Raw genomic sequence first — 18,217 nt, 5'->3', positions numbered from 1 at the left:
ATCGCCGAAACGCGACGGCGAAAACGTGTCTGCTGATCTTCGGCCCCGCATCAGGCACTATGGTCGCCAAATGGGCAGCAAGGCGGACGCGAGCATGCTTTTCATGGTGATCGAGCGGTTCAAGGACAATGACATGGTCCCGGTTTACCGGCGCGTGCGCGAGAGCGGCCGCTCCCTGCCGGAGGGCCTGCGCTATGTCGACAGCTGGGTCGAGCCCAATTTCGGGCGCTGCTTCCAGCTGATGGAAACTGCGGACGCGCGCCTGCTGCAGGAATGGGTGCTCTCCTGGCGCGGCCTCGGCGTCACGTTCGAAATCGTTCCCGTGGTCCCCAGCAAGGACACGCGCGCCATCGTGGCGCCGTTCCTGGATGAGGGCGCCTGAAGCGTCCCTCCCCGTCCTTCTCGCTTACGCCTTCTTCAGGAACTCGGTGCGCAGTACCAGGCCTTTGACCTTGTCGGCATTGCATTCGATCTCGGCCGGGTCGTTGGTGAGACGGATGTTCTTGATGCGGGTGCCGCGCTTCAGCGTCACCGAACTTCCCTTCACCTTGAGGTCCTTGATGAGCGTTACGGAATCGCCGTCCTTGAGGATGGCGCCGTTGCTGTCCTTCACCTCGTCCATCTGAAACTCCCGTCTTATTCCAATTTGCCGGCGGCCGGAGCCGCCCCGGCTCATGGCCACGGGCTTAGTGGCTCGCGGCGCCAAGAGCAAGGACCTTGCAGCCGCCGATTGTCGCAGGGCGCTTTTGGGCGCATTGGTGCCGGTTTCACCATCATCGCACCCACGGGGGTTTCGGCAGAATGCCGGGCATGAGCGTTCCCGGAACCATCGATGGCGTTCGTGACAGTCTCGCCATCGGGCGGGAAGCCCTCTCCGGCGCCCTCCTCGTCTGGCGCCGGGTTCCCGCGCTCCTCGACCTCGTCGCGCTCAGCGACGCCAAGCTCCGACTCGGTTTCGACGGCGATCCGCTCACCGCCGAAGCGCGGTTCGAGGCGGACGAATATCTGAAGCGTGTGCGGCGGCTGCGCGCAGCCTTCCGTGCCGACGAGGCGATCAACCTGGCCTTCAAGCGCGCGCTTGCCGAATGCGGCTTGGCGCCGTCCGATTGCTATTGGGACCCCATGCAGCTGCGCGTCGTGCCGTCGCGTCCGACACATCAGGGGCGGCGCATCATGCCGCTGCCTGCCCATCGGGATAATTGGGGCTCCAATATTCCGCAGCAGATCAATTGGTGGTCGCCGCTCTATCCGTTGAGTGAGGGTCGATCGATCCTGTTCTATCCGGCCTATTTCGACCGCCCAGTCGCCAACAGCAGCGCCGAGTGGGACTTTGAGACGCTGAAGCGGCTGATGAACGAGGGGAAAGCTGAGCAATATCCGGTGCTGCCTGTTCTGACTGAAACATTGCCGGCCGAGGCCGCGCAGTCGGTGGTCATCGAACCCGGCGACATGCTCGCCTTTTCTGGCCAGCATCTCCACGGCAGCATCGCCACCGACACCACTGCGACGAGGTTCAGCGTCGAGAGCCGCACGGTGAGCCTGGGCCATGTCGCATCCGGCCTCGCCGCCCCCAATGTCGACGGCCGCGCCCCGCGTGTGGTACCGGACTGGTTCGAACATGTGGTAAGCGGCGAGCGGTTGAGGCTGTAGAGCAACTGAAACGGGAGTGCTAGTCTCTGATATAGAAAGAGCGTCCACAAGGAGACAATGGCATGATTTTCGCGAAGCGCAGAGTACAAATACGAACGGCGAGAAGGACGATCGACTTCGTAACGATGTATTTTATCGTGGGCTGTGCGGCCAATGGCTTCTTGGATGAGCCCAGAAGTATCGAGAGGATTGCCCTCATGGCCTTGATTACGGGGCTGCCCTTTGCCTTAGGCATCTATTGGAATCTGCGCTCGAAGGGTTTGCCCGATCCGCGCCTCCGTGACGGAACGCACAAGCAATCCCGGAGTTTGTTCTAACGCCGCACCAAACGCCGTGCCTGGACCTAGTGTTGATCCTTTTGCCTGTGCATCCGGTCTACCAAGGACACCTGTAGATCTCTTATTTCACTCGGGGATAACGAATGAAGTTCGGCTCTCAAAACAAAAAGGCCGGGCATTTGCCCGGCCTTTTGCATTTAGATGAAGCTGCGCTTTAGGCGCCGGCGGTCGCGTCGCTGCGACGGTCGGTGTAGATGTAAAGCGGCTTCGCCTTGCCTTCGACCACTTCGCGGCTGATGACGATGGCCTCGACGCCGTCGAGACCGGGCAGGTCGAACATCGGCTCAAGGAGAATGCTCTCCATGATCGAGCGCAGGCCACGGGCGCCGGTCTTGCGTTGGATGGCGCGGCGGGCGATGGCGCCCAGCGCATCCTCGGCGAATTCGAGACGTACGTCTTCCATCTCGAACAGGCGCTGATACTGCTTCACCAGCGCGTTCTTCGGCTCGGTCAAAATCTTGATGAGGGCCGCTTCGTCGAGATCCTCAAGCGTCGCCACGACGGGGAGACGGCCGACGAACTCGGGGATGAGGCCGAACTTCAGCAAATCCTCCGGCTCGACTTCCTTCAGGATCTCGCCGGTGCCGCGCTCGTCCGGGCCACGCACATCGGCGCCGAAGCCGATGGCAGAACCCGTGCGGCCACGCTGGCTGATCACACGCTCGAGGCCCGCAAAGGCGCCGCCGCAGATGAAGAGGATGTTGGTGGTGTCGACCTGCAGGAATTCCTGCTGCGGATGCTTGCGGCCGCCCTGCGGGGGAACGCTCGCCACCGTGCCTTCCATGATCTTGAGCAGCGCCTGCTGGACGCCCTCGCCCGACACGTCACGGGTGATCGACGGGTTGTCCGACTTGCGGCTGATCTTGTCGACTTCGTCGATATAGACGATGCCGCGCTGCGCGCGCTCGACATTGTAATCGGCGGCCTGCAGCAGCTTCAGAATGATGTTCTCGACATCCTCGCCGACATAGCCGGCTTCAGTGAGCGTGGTCGCATCGGCCATGGTGAAGGGCACGTCGATGATGCGGGCCAGCGTCTGGGCGAGGAGCGTCTTGCCGCAACCCGTCGGGCCGACCAGCAGGATGTTCGACTTCGCCAACTCGACGTCGTTGTTCTTACCCAGATGCGCCAAGCGCTTGTAGTGGTTGTGGACGGCGACGGACAGGATGCGCTTGGCATGGCCCTGCCCGATCACGTAGTCGTCCAGGACCTTGCAGATATCCTTGGGGCTCGGCACCCCGTCCCGGGACTTGACCAGGGTCGTCTTGTGTTCTTCCCGGATGATGTCCATGCACAATTCGACGCATTCGTCGCAGATGAACACCGTGGGACCGGCGATGAGCTTGCGAACCTCGTGCTGCGACTTGCCGCAGAAAGAGCAGTAGAGGGTATTTTTGGAGTCACCGCTGGCGGATTTGTTCATTTCCGTTCCATTCGAGCTGCGGGCAGCGTTGATTCAATTGATTGAATCGCCCGGTCACCGGTCAATGTAGCCCCCCGTTCCGCCGCCTTACAACGTCATTTTGCGTGTTCTGGGGGATTTTGGTACGCACCAGGAACAAAATAGCACCCGATGCTCGTTTCACAGGCCGATTTTAGCCCGCGCTTCATCCATAAAAGGTTAAGGCCCGGCGGTCGAAATCTCCGACACGCCGGGCCTTGGATCATAACGAGAACGCGAAGTCAGCTGCCAAGATCAGGCGGCCTTGTCCTTGCCCTCGGCGGTCGGCGGACGCTCGTTGACCACTTCGTCGATGAGGCCGAACTCCTTGGCCTCTTCCGGCGTCATGTAGCGGTCGCGCTCCATGGCGTTCTCGATGGTGGCGAGGTCCTGCCCGGTATGACGGACATAGATCTTGTTCAGCCGGTCGCGCGTGCGCAGGATTTCCTTGGCGTGGATTTCGATATCCGTCGCCTGGCCCTGATATCCGCCCGAAGGCTGGTGGATCATGATGTTCGAATGCGGCAGGCTGAAACGCTTGCCCTTGGCGCCGGCGGTCAGCAGCAGCGACCCGGCCGAAGCCGCGAGACCGATGCAAACGGTCGACACTTCGGGGCGGATGTACTGCATCGTGTCGTACATCGCGAGGCCCGAGGAAACGACGCCACCCGGCGAGTTGATGTAGATCGAGATTTCCTTGTTCGGATTCTCCGATTCCAGGAACAGCAGCTGCGCACACACGACGCTCGCCATGCCGTCATTCACCGGGCCGACCAGGAAAATGATGCGCTCTTTGAGAAGGCGCGAATAGATGTCGTAGGAACGCTCGCCACGATTGGTCTGCTCGACCACCATCGGCACGAGGTAATTGTTGTAGATCTCGACGGGATCTCTGTCTCTCATCATCCACTCTCAAGATGGGGCTAAGCGGTCATCCGCGGGGCGCGAATGGCGACTCACCCGATGCTTCTGAAGCGCGATCTTAGCGAGTGGCGGGATTCTGGCAAACCGTTCCATTGCTGGGACGGTCTGCCAGAGTCGCAATCACTTAGTCGCGGCGGCCTTTCAGCTCCGCTTCGCCTTCGGCCGAGAAGACCTCCGGCGAAACCTTCCGTTCACTGACCTTGGCGCGCTCGAGGATGAAGTCGACGACCTTTTCCTCGTAAAGCGGCGCGCGCAGCTGATTGAGCGCTTCCGGCGAACGCTGGTAGTACTCGATCACCTGCTGCTGCTGACCGGGATAGCGCTGCGCTTCCTGGATAAGGGCGCGGCTCAATTCCTCGTTCGGCACCTGGATGTTGTTCTGGCGGCCGACTTCCGAGAGAAGAAGGCCAAGCTTCACGCGGCGCTCCGCGATGTCGCGATATTCCTTCTTCAGCACGTCTTCCGACTTGCCCTTGTCTTCCTCGTCCAGACGATCGGCCTTCAAATCGGCTTCGATCTGCTGCCAGATGGCGCCGAACTCGGCCTCGACCAGACCTTCCGGAAGATTGAAATTGTGATTGTCGGCGAGAACGTCAAGGAGCTTGCGCTTCACGCGGGCACGGGCGACCGAGCCATATTCCTTCTCGATGCGCTCGCGGGCCTGCTTCTTCAGTTCCGCGAGATCGGTGAGGCCGAACGACTTCGCCAGTTCGTCGTCGATCGGCACTTCCTTCAGGCGGCGGACTTCCTGCACCGTCACGGCAAAGCTCGCGGGCTTCCCGGCAAGGTCGCTGTTGCCGTACTCGGCCGGGAACGAGACCTTCACTTCCTTCTTGTCGCCCTTCTTCGCGCCGACCAGCTGCTCTTCGAAGCCGGGGATGAACTGGCCCGAGCCGAGTTCGAGATAGTGACCCTCAGCCTTGCCGCCTTCGAATTCGACGCCGTCGATCGAGCCGACGAAATCGATCACGGTGATGTCGCCGTTGGCGGCGGCATCATCGACCGGGTCGGAGGCGCGCTGGCGCTTGGCGATGCGCTTCAGGCTCTCATCCACTTCCGATTCCGGAACGTCGACCGCGACGCGCTCCAGCGAGATGGTGGTGAAGTCCATCGGCGTCACTTCCGGAATGACTTCCATGGCGACCGAGAATTCGAGATCCGTGCCGTCCTTGAACTCACCGACGAGTTCGACCTTGGGCTGGCCGGCGGGGCGCAGGTTGCGCTCGGTGAGGAGCTGCTGCGAGCTCTGCTGGACGCTCTCGTTGAGCACTTCGCCCATCACGTCCTTCTCATAGCGCTGCTTCAGCAGCGACATCGGCACCTTGCCGGGACGGAAGCCGGGGATCTTCAGCTTGTGGCTGAGCTCGTGGAGCTTGCCATCGACCTTCTCGCGCAGCGTGGCGGCGGGGACGGCGATCTTGTATTCCCGCTTCAGGCCCTGGTTCAGGGTTTCGGTGACCTGCATGTCAGCACTCTTTCAAACGTAAGGGTTACAAAGACGTCGGGTTCGATTTGGGGGCGGGGTTTGCCGGCGCCTGCTCCGAACGACAATCATCGGGCCATTGGTGCGGGCGAAGGGACTTGAACCCCCACGACTTGCGTCACGGGAACCTAAATCCCGCGCGTCTACCAATTTCGCCACGCCCGCAAATGAGGTCGTTCCGAGCCGCGCCAAGGCTGGCCCACTTCCCCGGTTCGCACCGGTTCCGGGCCGGGGATGTAGCCCACCCCGGCCGGAGCGACAAGCGAAAAAGGCCCAATCGGGCCCGGCGCCTACAGGATCCCGCCCGCTCTCCGCAGGCGCCACCAGGGGCCGGTCGCCGCCATCCCCTCACCCACCACGCGCCAGCCCAGGTGCCGGTAGAAGGCAAAGGCGCGCTGATTGGCCTTGTCGGTCTTTAGTTCCATATCGCCCTTGGCGCGCGGCAGGACTGCGCCGAGCAGCCGCTGCCCGGCGCCCTGACCTTGACGGTCCGGCCTGATGTAAAGACTGTGGATGAAGTTCGTCGGCCAATAGACTGAAATAAAACCGATAACATCACTACCTTCGGCAGCAACCCATTGCTCCTCGCCGATCGTGCTGTGGCGATAGGCGGCCTCGGTCCGGCTCTCTGCCGGTTCCTGGGGGAAGGTCGCCGCCATCGTTTCGACGAAGACCCTGGCACAGGCGGCCTGGTCGAGATCGCTCGCCAAGCGCACCGAAATCGTCATGAGAGGGAGCCGAGCAGGCCCGGGATGGCCCGCGGCAGATCCTCGGCGATGAGGCCCGGCCCCAGGATCTGCCCTGCCCGCCCGTGGAACCAGACCGCGGCTGCGGCCGCGTCGCCGCTCTCAACCCCTTGCGCCAGCAGGCCCAGGACCAGGCCGGCCAGCACATCCCCCGAGCCCGCCGTGGCGAGGTAGGGGCTCGCGGTATCGTTGATGACGAGGCGCCCGTCCGGGCTGGCGATGATGGTGTCGGCGCCTTTGAGGATCAGGGTGCATTTCGACCGCTGCGCTGCCTGCCGGGCGCGGGCAAGCTTACCAAGATCGGGCCGCAAGTCCGGGAAAAGCCTCGAAAATTCGCCTTCGTGCGGGGTCAGCACGATGTCGGCCCGCCCCAGGGTGAAGAGATCGTCGGGCCGGTCGGCGAAAACGGTGAGGCCGCCGCCATCCACCACGGCAGGCCGCCCGGCCGCGAGTGCGGTCAGGACCGTCTCGCGCGTGCCGGCATGGGGGATGAGGCCCGACCCGACCAGGATCCCCGAAATGCGCCGATCCATCAGGATTTCCACCAGATCCTCGATCCGCGTCGCCGGTTTGGCGATGAGGCCGGGCTGATCGGCCATGAAGAGCGGCAGGCTGGCGGCGGGGGCTGCCACACTCAGCATGCCGACGCCGATCCGCCGTGCGGCAAGGGCTGCGAGGCGGGCGGCGCCGGGCATGTCGGCGCTGCCGATCACCAGGGCGTGGCCGCGGCTGTATTTGTGGTCGAGGGCGCCCGGATGCTTGAGCCGCGCCTGCCAGAGCTCGGGGCCATTGCGCCAGACCGTGGGGGATGTCGCAAACAGGCTAGAGTCGAGGCCAATTTCGGCTACCAGAATGGCCCCGGAATTGACCCGTCCAGGCACCAAAACATGCCCGTTTTTGACCCAGCCGAAGGTGACCGTGTGGTGGGCCTGCACAGCGCGGCCGAGGATTCGACCGTCATCGGCCGAGACTCCGCTGGGGATATCGACTGCCCAGACATCGGCACCGGATTGATCGATCCAGTCGATCACGGACGCCACTTTTCCTTCAAGCGGTCGATCAAGGCCCGTTCCGAACAAAGCGTCAACGATGATGTCCGCGGCCGGCAAAGCGGCCGGCTCGAACGGGAGAAGCGTCCCGCCACCCGCCAACCAGGCTTGGACAGCAAGTGCCGCGTCGCCGCTATAACCATCGGCCGCGCGCATGGCGCTCACCATCACATCGTGCCCGGCGCGATGCAGCAGGTCGGCAATGATGAAGCCGTCGCCGCCATTGTTCCCAGGGCCGCACAGAACCAGCACCCTGCCCTCGCCCTGGGGATAGGCGCGGTGGATCGCATCGACCACGGCCGCCCCCGCGCGCCGCATCAGGGCGTAGCTGTCGTGCCCGCGCGCGAAATAGACCTGTTCCGCCGCGCGCATCTCGGCGGCGGTGAGGACTGGCTGCGGCGCCGGCTTCGTCATGTCAGTTGATGACGGTCCGGCAAGCTTGGCTGCTCACCCGCGCATGGACGTTGTCACACATTTCCTGCGCAGCTTTGAGGGAGTCGAACGGGCCGACATAGATGCGGTAGACCGTTCCAGTCGCGCTGACAAAGGGCCGCACATTGAGCTCAAGCTTGTCGAGCACCGGCTTGAATTGCAGCTTCAGCTTGGCGAATTCCGTCTCGACCGATTTCTGCGTGCCGCGATCGCCGAGCCAGATATGAAAGACCTTCTGATGCGGTGACAAGGTTTCGGCGACCGGCACCTGCGGCTGGACGCCGTCCTCGGTGATCTGTTCCTCTGCCGGGGCATCGCCATGTTCGGCGGCACCTTCCGCTGGTTCGGTCGCATCCTCGGCGTTGCTTTCACCCTCGTCCTGATGGGCTGCGTCTTCCGAGGCAGCCGCATGGTCACCAGCTGCAGCCTCGCCTTCGGCAGGCGCTGCTTCGGCATGAGAGTCGGCACCTTCCGCCGTCGCCTCCGTGTGGGCTTCGGCCTCGGCTTCGGCCGGGGCTGTCTCCGTCGCATTCTCGGCTGCTGCGTGATCTTCAGTCGCATGGCCGGTATCTGCCGAGGCGGCCTGGTCCTCGGCCGGGGCAGCTTCTTCCGTTGCGTGGGCATCCGTGGCATGTGCGTCGGCCGATTGCGCATCGGCAGCATGGCCTTCAGGCGGCTGCGCCTCAGTTGCCTGAGTATCAGTCCCCTGAGCCTCGGCCGCGTGTCCACCCTCGGCAGCCGGTTCGGCCGCTGTATGGCTTTCGGCAGCTGCGCCCTCAGTGGCGGCCGCTTCATGGCTTTCCGGCGCTGCTTCATGCGATTGGGCAGGAGCAGCCGGCTCGGCTTCGTGGCCCGCGTCGGCGGCAGCTGCCGGCTGTTCGCCGTGACCGGTTGCAGCTGCTTCTTCCTGATGGGCATCTGGGGCCGCGGCGTGATCCGTGGCAGCGTGAGCATCCGGCTCGGCAGCTTTGGGGGCTGCCGGTTCGGGAGCAGCGGCGGCCTTGGGCTTGGGCAGTTCGGTAAGCTTCTGCTTGGCCTTCATGCTGCCGGCGGCAGCGGCTTTCTCGAGCCAAGCGTAAGCTTGGTCCGGACTCTGTGCTACGCCATGACCGGTGCGGTAGAATTCGGCAAGATCGATCTGCGCCTCGGCGAGGCCGTGTTCGGCAGCTTGCGCGATCCAATGCGCCGCTTGCTTCTCGTCCTTCCCAACACCGTCGCCGCGATCATAGAGCAGGCCCAGATTGTATTGGGCCTGCACATTGTTGGCGCCAGCCGCCTTGGTCCACAGCTCGATCGTTTTTTTCCGGTCAGCCGGCACGCCATTTCCCAGCATGTACTGGACGCCGAGATTGAACTGAGCAGTGGCGTTCCCCGCCTCCGACGCCTTGGTCCAGTACGCGATGGCCTTGTTCTGATCTTTTTTCACGCCGCGACCGTCGGCGTAGAGCATTGCAAGATTGTTCATGGCCGGAGCGAACCCCTGCTCGGCCGCCGCCTCGTACCATTTGAGCGCCCCGGCCACGTCGGCCTTGGTGCCACGCCCGCTTTCGAGCAACAAACCGAGCGCGTGCTGTGCTCGTTTGTCGCCGGTCAGGGCTGCCTTCTGCCATTCCTGGAAGGCCTGCTCAAATGCGCCAGCATTGAAGGCGTCGAGGCCCGAGCCGTAATCGGCGCGTGCCGCAACGGGTACCGACCCCAGCAGGGCGGCCAGAAGGGCGGCCAGAAGGCGACCGCGATGGGCGCGACTCAGTTCCATAAGTGTTAATATGCCGTCCGGCCGCAGCCACGGCTAGTACCCCTGGGTACCTTTCCGACGCTTAATGACGGGTTGCGTTGCCACCGTCCGCTGGGGCTGCGCGGCGCAAATCGACTGGAATCACCGGGCCACCCTGGTGGTGGATCATGCGCCACTCACCATCTTCCTCGGCAAAGAGATTGGTACAGGCGACCTGGGCACCGGACACCAGTTCCAGTCCGCAAGCGATTCCGACCCCGCCAACGAGGGTCATTTGCTGGGGCAGGAACGTAATCTCGGCCGGATGGCCGTGCATGAAGATCTGACGCCAGGAGTTGAGGATGTCGGCGCGGTTGAGCAACGGCATGGCCCCCGGATGCAGGCAGAAAACCGGCAATCGCGCCGCCCAAAGCCTGCGCATGGCGTCGAAATCAGCCCGCGCAAAGGATTGGTAGAAAAGCTGATTGGCAAGTTCGAATTGGTGCTGGGTGGGCATGGGACGTCTCCTCGCGCGTCCTTCACCCATAGCGCATCGTCCCGTCAGCGTCGACGTCGTTGCAGTGCATGGAGGTGGCTAGCGCCAAGGACCGGCTAGCGCGTGGGGCGGTCAGTGGAGGCCGCCGCTGGCATTGCCACCACCCGAACTGCCGCCACTGGAACTGCCACCACCTTGGCTGCCGCCACCCTTCGAACGACCAGGATCTGAATCATGGCCGCGGTCATTGTCGCCGCCGCCCTTCCCGCGCCTATTGCCATCGCTTTCCGGCTCACGATCGGGCAGCGAAAGTGCCGCAAAATCGGCCGGGAGCGCTGGGGCGGCTGCGACGCTGGTTGCGCAATCCGGCGTTACATTGACCTGCATGCCGGTCATCGCCAGTCTGTTTGCAGACGTGGCACAACCAGATACCTCGACGGCGCCGGACACGACGTTGACCTGTGTCGTGCCGTCCGGCCAGACATAGATCACCAATTCAGTGCCACGAATGATCATCGTTGCCGTCGGCGTCCGAAGGCGGATGTTCTCCTCGGTCGTCATCTTGCCGCCGACATATCGAAAGGCACCGACCGCAAAGGAGATTTTGCCACCGCCTTGTGTCGTGGCGGCGTTGTAGACGAAATCGTCGAGCCGCAATTCTGCACCGGACCCAACCTGTATCTTCGTCTGGTCCAGGAACTGCAGTTCGGTCGTCGCCGTCGTGCCGGTACGAACAGTGTCCAGGGCGAAGACGCCGTCCTTGAAAAGGATGGCATGAGTGGCCGAACTGCCGCTTGGTTCGACTGTCGCGCCATTGTAGTCGCGCTGCGTAACGACGCCGATGTTGGGCTGTGCAGCACGCAGTGACGCATTTGGCAACAAAGCGGCGATGACCAGAGTCAACGCCAACGCGGGATATTTCATGATCATCTGTTCCTGGCCGTCCCTAACGCTTTGTCGCGCCGATGGCGCAACGGGTTCAAGGCGGTGTCAGGAATTCAGTCATACATGACGGGGAGTGCCGCGAGGTCCGCTGGGGCTGCGGCAGCAGCGGCCTGGGCCGGATGAGTGGCGTGCCATTCGATTGGGCCTGAATCCAGAACCAGCAGGCCGATGGCCAAGACAGCAAAAAGCCAATGAGGTGCGACGGTGAAAAATCTATGTGCGCTCATGTCCAGCCCAATCAACGTAGCCTTGTGTTGAATGCCATTTAGGCATCGAAGGCGTTGACCCGCTGTGATCTAGCCCACAGAAGGATTGAGAATTCGTTTCCACAAAGAAAAACGCCCCAGCTTTGCTGCCGGGGCGTCTTTAGAGCGTTTGCTGTGGCTCAATTAGAAGAGGCCACCGCCGGTGTCGCCACCTGTGTCACCGCCAGTATCGCCGCCAGTGTCGCCACCGGTATCGCCGCCAGTGTCACCGCCAGTGTCACCGCCAGTGTCACCGCCTTCACCGTTCCCGCTGTCGCTGCCGCCGGAAGCGGGCGCGGGCGCATCGTGCTCAGGCTGCGAACGATCCCGATCGCCGCTCGGTCCGCCACCGCCATCACCGCCACCACCGCCACCACCACCGGGGGCATCGCCGCCGTCATTGCCGCCGGCCGCTGTCGCGAAATCGCCGAGATCATCCGGGACGTCCAGTGCAGCCAGATCGTCCGGGACCGCGCGCGCGGCAGTCACCGAGGCCGTGCAGCTCGGCGGCACAATGACCCGCTGGCCGACCGCGGCAGGAACAGCCTCACCCTTGTCGCAGGGGTCGACATCAACGGCGCCGCTGATGACATTGACTTCGGTCGTGCCGTCGACACCAACGTAGATCACCAATTCGGTACCGCGAATGGTCATGGTCGCCGTCGGCGTGACGAGCTTGACGTTCTCATCGCTTTTCATCTTGCCGCCGACATAGCGGAACGCGCCGATCGCCATCGAAATCTTGCCGGCGCCTTCGGTGCTGTTCGCGTCGTAGATGAAATCGTCGAGCTTCACCATCGCGTTCGGACCGACGTCAAAACGCGTCTCGTCCAGGAACTGCATCGACGTCGCCCCGCCCTCGCCCGTCTGAACCGTGTCGAGTGCCGAGACTTGATCCTGGTAATAGATCGGCTTGTTGTTTTCAGTGCCGTCCGGCGTGGCCGTGGCGCCCCGATAATCCTGCAGGATCACCTTGCCGATGACATCCGCCGAGGCCGAGGCCGTCAGCAGGGCCGTGAGGCTGGTAAAGGCCACCACAAATGCACCGGGGCGCAGCTTCTGGCGCGAGAGAATAGGCGTTTCGTTTCGTTCCCGAATGGTGGGTCATTTGCTACCTTCCACTTTGAAAAGACGCCCTGGCTGCGAAAAATCGCGCCGAGCGTTCTATTTTTTAACGAATTGATAACAAATTTTATCGAATCAGCCGGATGAAATCCAGCCAACGGGCAGCGTTTCACCCACACCTAATTGTAAGTGCTACCGGTTTCATCAATTTTTCAGATTCTTTTAAGATCGAAAATTTCACGAAACTGGCGGAAGCGCGGTCTCCTTGACCAAAATAACGCTGCGCCGCACCATCGCGCGCGAATCGCCCCACTGCTCCTTGGAAAGGATTTCCATGATCGGCCGCCTGAACCATGTCGCCATTGCCGTGCCGGATTTGGGCCAGGCGGCGGATCTCTATCGGAATACGTTGGGCGCCAAAGTGTCTGCGCCGACCCCACAACCCAAGCATGGTGTCACGGTGATCTTCGTCGAGCTTGGCAATACCAAGGTCGAACTGCTGCACCCGCTTGGCGAAGATTCGCCGATTGCCGCATTTCTCAGCCGCAACCCGGCGGGGGGAATTCATCACATTTGTTATGAGGTCGATGATATTCTGAAAGCACGTGACCAGTTGAAGGCGAGCGGCGCGCGCGTTCTGGGCGACGGGGAGCCAAAGATCGGCGCCCATGACAAGCCGGTGCTGTTCCTGCATCCCAAGGACTTCCTCGGCACGTTGATCGAACTCGAACAGGCGTAAGCGAAGAATCATGTCCGGTGTGATGACTCAGCTCTTCATGTTCCTGGTGATCTGGTGGCTCACCCTGTTTGCGGTGCTGCCCTGGGGCGTGCGGCGCACGGAAAGCAATGATGCGGGGCATGATCCAGGAGCGCCGGCCAATCCGATGCTGCTCAAAAAGGCGCTCATCACGACCGTCATTGCCGCCGCCATCTGGGGGGCCGCTTTCCTGTTCTTCCGGGTCTTCGGCTTCACGTTGATGGATTTGATCGAACGTTCCGGTCTTTGAAGGCAACCTAGATGAGCAGCTATTGCCGCGTTGCCCCAGGTCATGAATTTCACGGCCCGTACCACGAGCATCACTATGGCTTTCCGATCGCGGATGACGATCAGTTGTTCGAGCGGCTGGTGCTGGAGATAAACCAGGCTGGACTTTCCTGGCTGACCATCCTCAAAAAGCAGGAATCGTTCCGCAAGGCCTATAGCGGCTTCAGTATCGCCAAGGTGGCACGATATGGCGACAAGCAGCGCGAAAGGCTGCTGGCCGATGCGGGGATCATCCGCAACCGACTGAAAGTCGACGCGGCCATCGAGAATGCGAAAAGGATCCAGAAGTTGCAGAAGAGCCACGGCTCCTTCGCATCCTGGATTGCCGCCCACCACCCGCGCCAGAAGGCGGAGTGGGTGAAACTGTTCAAGCGCGAGTTTGTCTTCACCGGTGGCGAAATCGTCGGCGAGTTCCTGATGTCGATCGGTTATCTGCCCGGGACGCACGCCGAGGACTGCCCCGTCTATCGACGCATCGCCAAGTTGCAGCCGCCTTGGCTGAAGGCGGTCAAGGCCGGGATGATCTATTGATCTTCCGGTTGGCCGTGTGGGCCGAAATGGCCGTGAAGGGCTGAGGGGCGCTCAAATGGAAAGAGGCAGGTCTCCCCAGACCTGCCTCCCGTGGACCGATGACGGTCCCTCCCCCACCTAACGTGTCTTCTGCGGTCGTCCCAGAACTTGGACCGTGCGGTCTCTTGCTTAGTTCTTTACTGGCCGACTCCCCCAAAGGGGTGCGGCGCGATGAACCCTAACCAAAATTCATCAAGAAGTCACGGTTGCTTTTATGGGGCCAGGGCATGCGATTGGACCTTCGCTCTGGGAACGAAACGAAAGAAACGAACCAGAGCGGATGGCGCCAACCAGACCCTGGCTTGGCATGGTCCGGCAAAATTGCTGCGTCGCAGCAATTTCTGGATTTAAGGGTGATTCCATAGGCCATGCACCGCAATCGAACCATGTGCCCACTGCCAGATGCCACCCGAATGCACCTCAAGCACACGACCGCTACGAAAATGAGTCGGGCGAGGCCCCGCTCTCATTCCTAAGGTGCCATTGCCGCCGATTGGGCGGCGTCAGGCGGCGCTGCTTGCGGCCTGAGGTTCGCTCAAACGTTGCTGGGCCCGCCATGCCTCGATCTGAGCAAGGCTTTGGTCCGGCCGCTCTGCAACCAGCTCGGCCTTTCCAAGAAGTACGGCGCCCGCATTGCCGTCGAGGGTCAGGTAATCGCCGGGATAAAGGACTTTGCCACCGAGCGTGCATTGCTTTGCGTCGTCGGCGATTTCCAGCTCGCCGCACCCAACCAGGCATACTTTGTTCAACTGGCGGGCAATGACGGCCGCATGCGAGGTGCGACCGCCATGCCGGGTCAAAATCCCGACAGCCGCGTTCATGCCCGCAATATCGTCGGTCGTCGTATCGGACCGGACCAGGATCACCGGTTCACCCCGCGCCGCGAGGGCGACCGCTTCTTCCGATGTCATCGCCAGCCGGCCGCTGGCAACGCCGATGCCGGCGGATTTGGCGAGGGCGAGACGCGGATGTCCGGTTTCCTGCAGGCGATACCGCACCAGGGCGTCAAGCGGCAGATCCTTGACGCGGGCCAGGGCTTCCTGAGGGTCGATCAGGCCGTCGCGCACCAGATCGACGGCGATCTGCAGCGCTGCCCAGTCGGTCCGTTTCGCGCGCCGGGTCTGCAACAGAAAGACCTTGCCATTCTCGATGGTGAATTCGAAATCCTGGACGTCGCCGAAGGCACGCTCCAATCGGTCGCGGATCGATCTGAGGTGGGCATAGGCCTCGGGGAGAAGCGATGCCAGTGCATCGGCACCCTCGACCGGGAAGCGGCCGGAGACGACATCCTCGCCCTGAGCGTTGGGGAGGTATTCCATGAAGAGTTCGTTGACGCCGGTCGCCGGATTGCGCGTGAAGCCAACACCCGAGCCGGAGTCAGCGCCGCCATTGCCGAATACCATGCGCTGCACCGTCACGGCCGTGCCCGGCAGGCCGGTCAGCTTGTTGAGGCGCCGATAGGTCACGGCACGCTCGCTTTCCCAGGAGCGGAACACGGCCTCGACCGCCTCCGTCAGCTGTTGCATCGGATCTTCCGGGAACGGTGCCCCGGTCACGTCGGCATAGTGCGCCAGCAATTCCTGTGTCAGCGCGCGCAGGGACAGCGTATCGAGTTCGGCCACGGATTGAACCCCGGCGGCAGCGATAGCGGCGGCGGTCACGGCATCGAAGCCGGCGGCATCGGCACCCTTGGCGACTTCGGCGAAGCTCTGTACCAAGCGGCGCATCGAATCCCACGCCAATCTCGGCTTGCCCGTGAGTGCGATGAAGCCCGGCAATGTGCCGAGGGTCAATCCGATGTTGAGCAATGTTTCCATCATCCCCGGCATCGATGCAGCTGCCCCCGACCGCACCGACAGCAGCAAGGGGCGCCGCGCATCGCCGAAGCTAAGGCCGGAGAGGTTCTCCAGGCGCCGGACATGGGAGGCCATCAAGTCGGGAAGTTCCTTGCCGATGCGGCGGCCGTGCTCGGACCAATGGCGGCAGAACTCGGTCGACAGCACAAAGGCCGGCGGCACCGGCAGGTCGAGGGCCGACAGGCGCATCAGGTTGAAGGCCTTGTTGCCGACTTCCGGCAGCAGGTCATCGGCTGGGCGCGCGGTATCGGCATCGATTGCGTAGATCTTCGGTTTCATCGTCTCACCCTTTCAACCGCGCTTCCAGGACATGATCGCCAAGCACGAAGCCGGCATGCATGATGGCGTCGCCCGCCGCTTCGAGATTGGCTGCGATCTCATGCTCCAACAGCAGCAGGCGCGGCTCGGTGGGACCGGACAGCAGTTTCACCAAGGCATCGCGTTCGGTGGCGTCGGTCGCATGCTCCATGTCGCGCAGCCGGTCGATGAGGGTGAGGAGATCGCGAAGATCCTCACGCGCGGCACCGCGGTGCATGTGCGCCATCAGCGACAGGGCGCGGACATAGTCTTCGATCCCGCCGGCAATCTGGCGCACCAGGCGCAGGATGATATCGCGGGCAACCAGGTTCGCGCCCTGCGGCAGCAGATCGAGATTGAACACGACCTCTTCCAGCTGGTCGGCCGCATCGTCGGCATGCGTCAGCACACTGCGCCACATGGGGTCGACACCGTTGCGGGCGACCTGATTCCGCACGCGGTTGACGAGCCGGTCGGCATTGCTCTCCCAAAGCTTGGCACGGGCGCCGGCATTGCCCGCCTGCCCGCCCCCATTGCCGAGCCGCATCACCGCCGCTTCCACGAGATCGGCCAGATCGTGCAGCAATGCCGCATGATCGAGGGCGACATCGAGGACCTGATCGGAGGCGGACTGGATGCGCACCATGAGATCGGCGTGAATCTGTTCGGCGACATAGTCGGTGCTGCGGTGCGCGTTCAGCGATTCCGTGCAGGTGCGCAGAACATTGCGCATGAAAAGCATCGTCTCGCGCTCGCCCAGAATCTGGTCGAGGGGGCGACCGAGGCTTGCCGCGCGGCCGCCGCCATCAAGTGCTGCATAGATGAGGTTCTCGCCGCCCAGCTTCAGGAAACCGCGATGCCCGATTTCGTTATCCGCAGCCCAGCCCAGCAACTCGATCGCCGCCTGCTTGGACATGAAATTGCGCAGGCGCTTGCGCGCCTTGTTCCAATCGATGAGGAAGACCAAGGCCGCGCCGATGGCCGCGAGGCATTCATCGCGCTCGGCACCGTTCCTGGCGGCGCAAACACCGTCGGCCTGGTAGAACTCGTCCTCCTCCAGACCGGCGATGTGGCGCTGACGCGTATCGGTCCAGCTCATATGCGCGCGCTTGAGGCGATCCTGAAAGAAGCGCAGCCGGCGGCTGTGCACGTCGGTATAGGTGAGGCTGACCTTGAAAGCCTCAACATGGATGACGAGGACATGGGCGTCCGTCGTCCCGATATCGTTCTGGATCGTGAGGCGGTCGCCCGACCGCGTTGCCGTGGTTCCCAGTCCCGGATGATCGTATTTCAGCGGCGCTGTCCGGTTGAGCCCCTTCATGAAGGCGGCGATCGGCGCCCTGTCCTCCTCGCGGATCCGGTAGACGCGCGCGCCGTCGATCGACTCCTCGGCAATGCCCGCCTGCAGGGCGTTCAAGGCCTTGTGCATGTCCATGACCAGGAGATGCATGGAATCCGCCTCGCCGCGCCGCGCGTGCGTGAGATCCGAAATCAAGCTCAGCGGCAGGATGTCGCCGTCGAGGGACGGCAATGCGCTGAGCTTTTCCAGGCGCGCGGCAAAGCCGGCATGGGGTTCCGCCTGGCCGGTCGCCGCAAAGGGTGCCAGCATGGCGGCAAGATCGTCGATGACGATGGCAATGGCGCCCTTGGCGCCGGGCACATGATAGCTTCCCTCCAGGCGGCTGGCGGCGCCGAGCCCGTCCTGCAGGTTGAGGCTCTTCAGGCCCGGGAGGCGCGCCTCCTCGGTCAGTTTGGGGGCCGTCGTGTCCGGATGATCGGCGCGCATGACGGCCGATTGCAGCCAGGAAAAAAGCACCTTGATGCGATCATTGGCGACAAGCGCCTTGTCGATGAGATCCGGCAGCAGCAGTCCGGCCTCGTCCAGCGCTTGGGCGATCTTTGCCTTTTCCACCATAGTCGG

The 18,217-nt window shown here is 62.8% G+C and carries 17 protein-coding genes, 1 tRNA gene and 1 pseudogene; 5 read left to right on the top strand and 14 right to left on the bottom strand.

Going from position 1 to position 18,217, the window contains the following annotated elements:
* The first annotated feature begins 70 nt into the window (after positions 1-70).
* Positions 71-382 carry a DUF3303 domain-containing protein gene (locus ACE3PP_RS02785; RefSeq protein ID WP_374377708.1) on the top strand — a complete coding sequence of 104 codons (312 nt, stop codon included), beginning with the start codon at positions 71-73 and terminating at the stop codon, positions 380-382.
* A 24-nt stretch (positions 383-406) separates the two neighbouring features.
* Here the strand turns inward: ACE3PP_RS02785 and ACE3PP_RS02780 are convergent.
* Positions 407-613, bottom strand: a pseudogene (locus ACE3PP_RS02780) (alkylphosphonate utilization protein); the annotation flags it as partial.
* Between the two features lie 197 nt (positions 614-810).
* Between ACE3PP_RS02780 and ACE3PP_RS02775 the strand changes: the two are divergent.
* On the top strand, positions 811-1,650 hold the full coding sequence (locus tag ACE3PP_RS02775; RefSeq protein ID WP_374377706.1) for a hypothetical protein: 840 nt from the start codon (positions 811-813) through the stop codon (positions 1,648-1,650).
* Positions 1,651-2,142: 492 nt separating this feature from the next.
* On the opposite strand, the gene clpX is transcribed toward ACE3PP_RS02775, so the two are convergent.
* The 11 genes from clpX to ACE3PP_RS02720 all read right to left on the bottom strand — a co-directional run bounded on the left by clpX (position 2,143) and on the right by ACE3PP_RS02720 (position 12,498).
* A complete protein-coding gene (clpX, locus tag ACE3PP_RS02770) occupies positions 2,143-3,411 on the bottom strand; it encodes an ATP-dependent Clp protease ATP-binding subunit ClpX (RefSeq protein WP_374377704.1) in 1,269 nt (422 codons plus the stop codon).
* Positions 3,412-3,684: 273 nt separating this feature from the next.
* Positions 3,685-4,332, bottom strand: coding sequence for an ATP-dependent Clp endopeptidase proteolytic subunit ClpP (gene clpP / locus ACE3PP_RS02765; protein ID WP_374377743.1), 648 nt, complete (start codon positions 4,330-4,332; stop codon positions 3,685-3,687).
* Between the two features lie 145 nt (positions 4,333-4,477).
* Positions 4,478-5,818 carry a trigger factor gene (gene tig, locus ACE3PP_RS02760; protein WP_374377702.1) on the bottom strand — a complete coding sequence of 447 codons (1,341 nt, stop codon included), beginning with the start codon at positions 5,816-5,818 and terminating at the stop codon, positions 4,478-4,480.
* A 98-nt stretch (positions 5,819-5,916) separates the two neighbouring features.
* Positions 5,917-6,001 (bottom strand) — tRNA-Leu (locus ACE3PP_RS02755).
* Between the two features lie 125 nt (positions 6,002-6,126).
* Positions 6,127-6,564: an N-acetyltransferase family protein gene (locus ACE3PP_RS02750; protein ID WP_374377700.1), complete on the bottom strand. Its 438-nt coding sequence runs from the start codon at positions 6,562-6,564 to the stop codon at positions 6,127-6,129.
* Positions 6,561-8,045, bottom strand: a complete 1,485-nt coding sequence (locus tag ACE3PP_RS02745; protein ID WP_374377698.1) for an NAD(P)H-hydrate dehydratase — start codon at positions 8,043-8,045, stop codon at positions 6,561-6,563. The genes ACE3PP_RS02750 and ACE3PP_RS02745 overlap by 4 nt, the downstream gene beginning before the upstream one ends.
* A 1-nt stretch (position 8,046) precedes the next feature.
* A complete protein-coding gene (locus ACE3PP_RS02740; RefSeq protein ID WP_374377696.1) occupies positions 8,047-9,819 on the bottom strand; it encodes an SPOR domain-containing protein in 1,773 nt (590 codons plus the stop codon).
* Positions 9,820-9,880: 61 nt separating this feature from the next.
* Complete coding sequence (locus tag ACE3PP_RS02735; protein ID WP_374377694.1) at positions 9,881-10,294, bottom strand: nuclear transport factor 2 family protein; 414 nt, start codon at positions 10,292-10,294, stop codon at positions 9,881-9,883.
* Between the two features lie 111 nt (positions 10,295-10,405).
* Positions 10,406-11,197, bottom strand: coding sequence for a FecR domain-containing protein (locus tag ACE3PP_RS02730; RefSeq protein ID WP_374377692.1), 792 nt, complete (start codon positions 11,195-11,197; stop codon positions 10,406-10,408).
* 74 nt (positions 11,198-11,271) lie between these two features.
* A complete protein-coding gene (locus ACE3PP_RS02725; RefSeq protein ID WP_374377690.1) occupies positions 11,272-11,445 on the bottom strand; it encodes a hypothetical protein in 174 nt (57 codons plus the stop codon).
* Positions 11,446-11,607: 162 nt separating this feature from the next.
* Positions 11,608-12,498 (bottom strand): FecR domain-containing protein, encoded by an 891-nt coding sequence (locus ACE3PP_RS02720; RefSeq protein ID WP_374377688.1) that lies wholly within the window; start codon positions 12,496-12,498, stop codon positions 11,608-11,610.
* 364 nt (positions 12,499-12,862) lie between these two features.
* Here ACE3PP_RS02720 and mce point away from each other — a divergent pair, with 364 nt between their 5' ends.
* From mce to ACE3PP_RS02705, 3 genes are read left to right on the top strand one after another with little or no spacing between them, the layout of a single operon-like run.
* Positions 12,863-13,267, top strand: coding sequence for a methylmalonyl-CoA epimerase (gene mce, locus ACE3PP_RS02715; protein ID WP_374377686.1), 405 nt, complete (start codon positions 12,863-12,865; stop codon positions 13,265-13,267).
* Positions 13,268-13,277: 10 nt separating this feature from the next.
* A complete protein-coding gene (locus tag ACE3PP_RS02710; protein WP_374377684.1) occupies positions 13,278-13,535 on the top strand; it encodes a DUF1467 family protein in 258 nt (85 codons plus the stop codon).
* Positions 13,536-13,546: 11 nt separating this feature from the next.
* Complete coding sequence (locus ACE3PP_RS02705; RefSeq protein ID WP_374377682.1) at positions 13,547-14,104, top strand: DNA-3-methyladenine glycosylase I; 558 nt, start codon at positions 13,547-13,549, stop codon at positions 14,102-14,104.
* 542 nt (positions 14,105-14,646) lie between these two features.
* On the opposite strand, the gene ACE3PP_RS02700 is transcribed toward ACE3PP_RS02705, so the two are convergent.
* Together ACE3PP_RS02700 and ACE3PP_RS02695 are read right to left on the bottom strand one after the other, a co-directional pair.
* Positions 14,647-16,278 (bottom strand): PEP/pyruvate-binding domain-containing protein, encoded by a 1,632-nt coding sequence (locus ACE3PP_RS02700; RefSeq protein WP_374377679.1) that lies wholly within the window; start codon positions 16,276-16,278, stop codon positions 14,647-14,649.
* 4 nt (positions 16,279-16,282) lie between these two features.
* On the bottom strand, positions 16,283-18,211 hold the full coding sequence (locus ACE3PP_RS02695) for a hypothetical protein (protein ID WP_374377677.1): 1,929 nt from the start codon (positions 18,209-18,211) through the stop codon (positions 16,283-16,285).
* Between the last annotated feature and the right edge of the window lie 6 nt (positions 18,212-18,217).

The sequence above is a fragment of the Dongia sp. genome (assembly GCF_041910485.1).
GTDB lineage: Bacteria > Pseudomonadota > Alphaproteobacteria > Dongiales > Dongiaceae > Dongia.
Note: the sequence above shows the minus strand (reverse complement) of the source record. Positions and strands in the feature narration are given on the sequence as shown.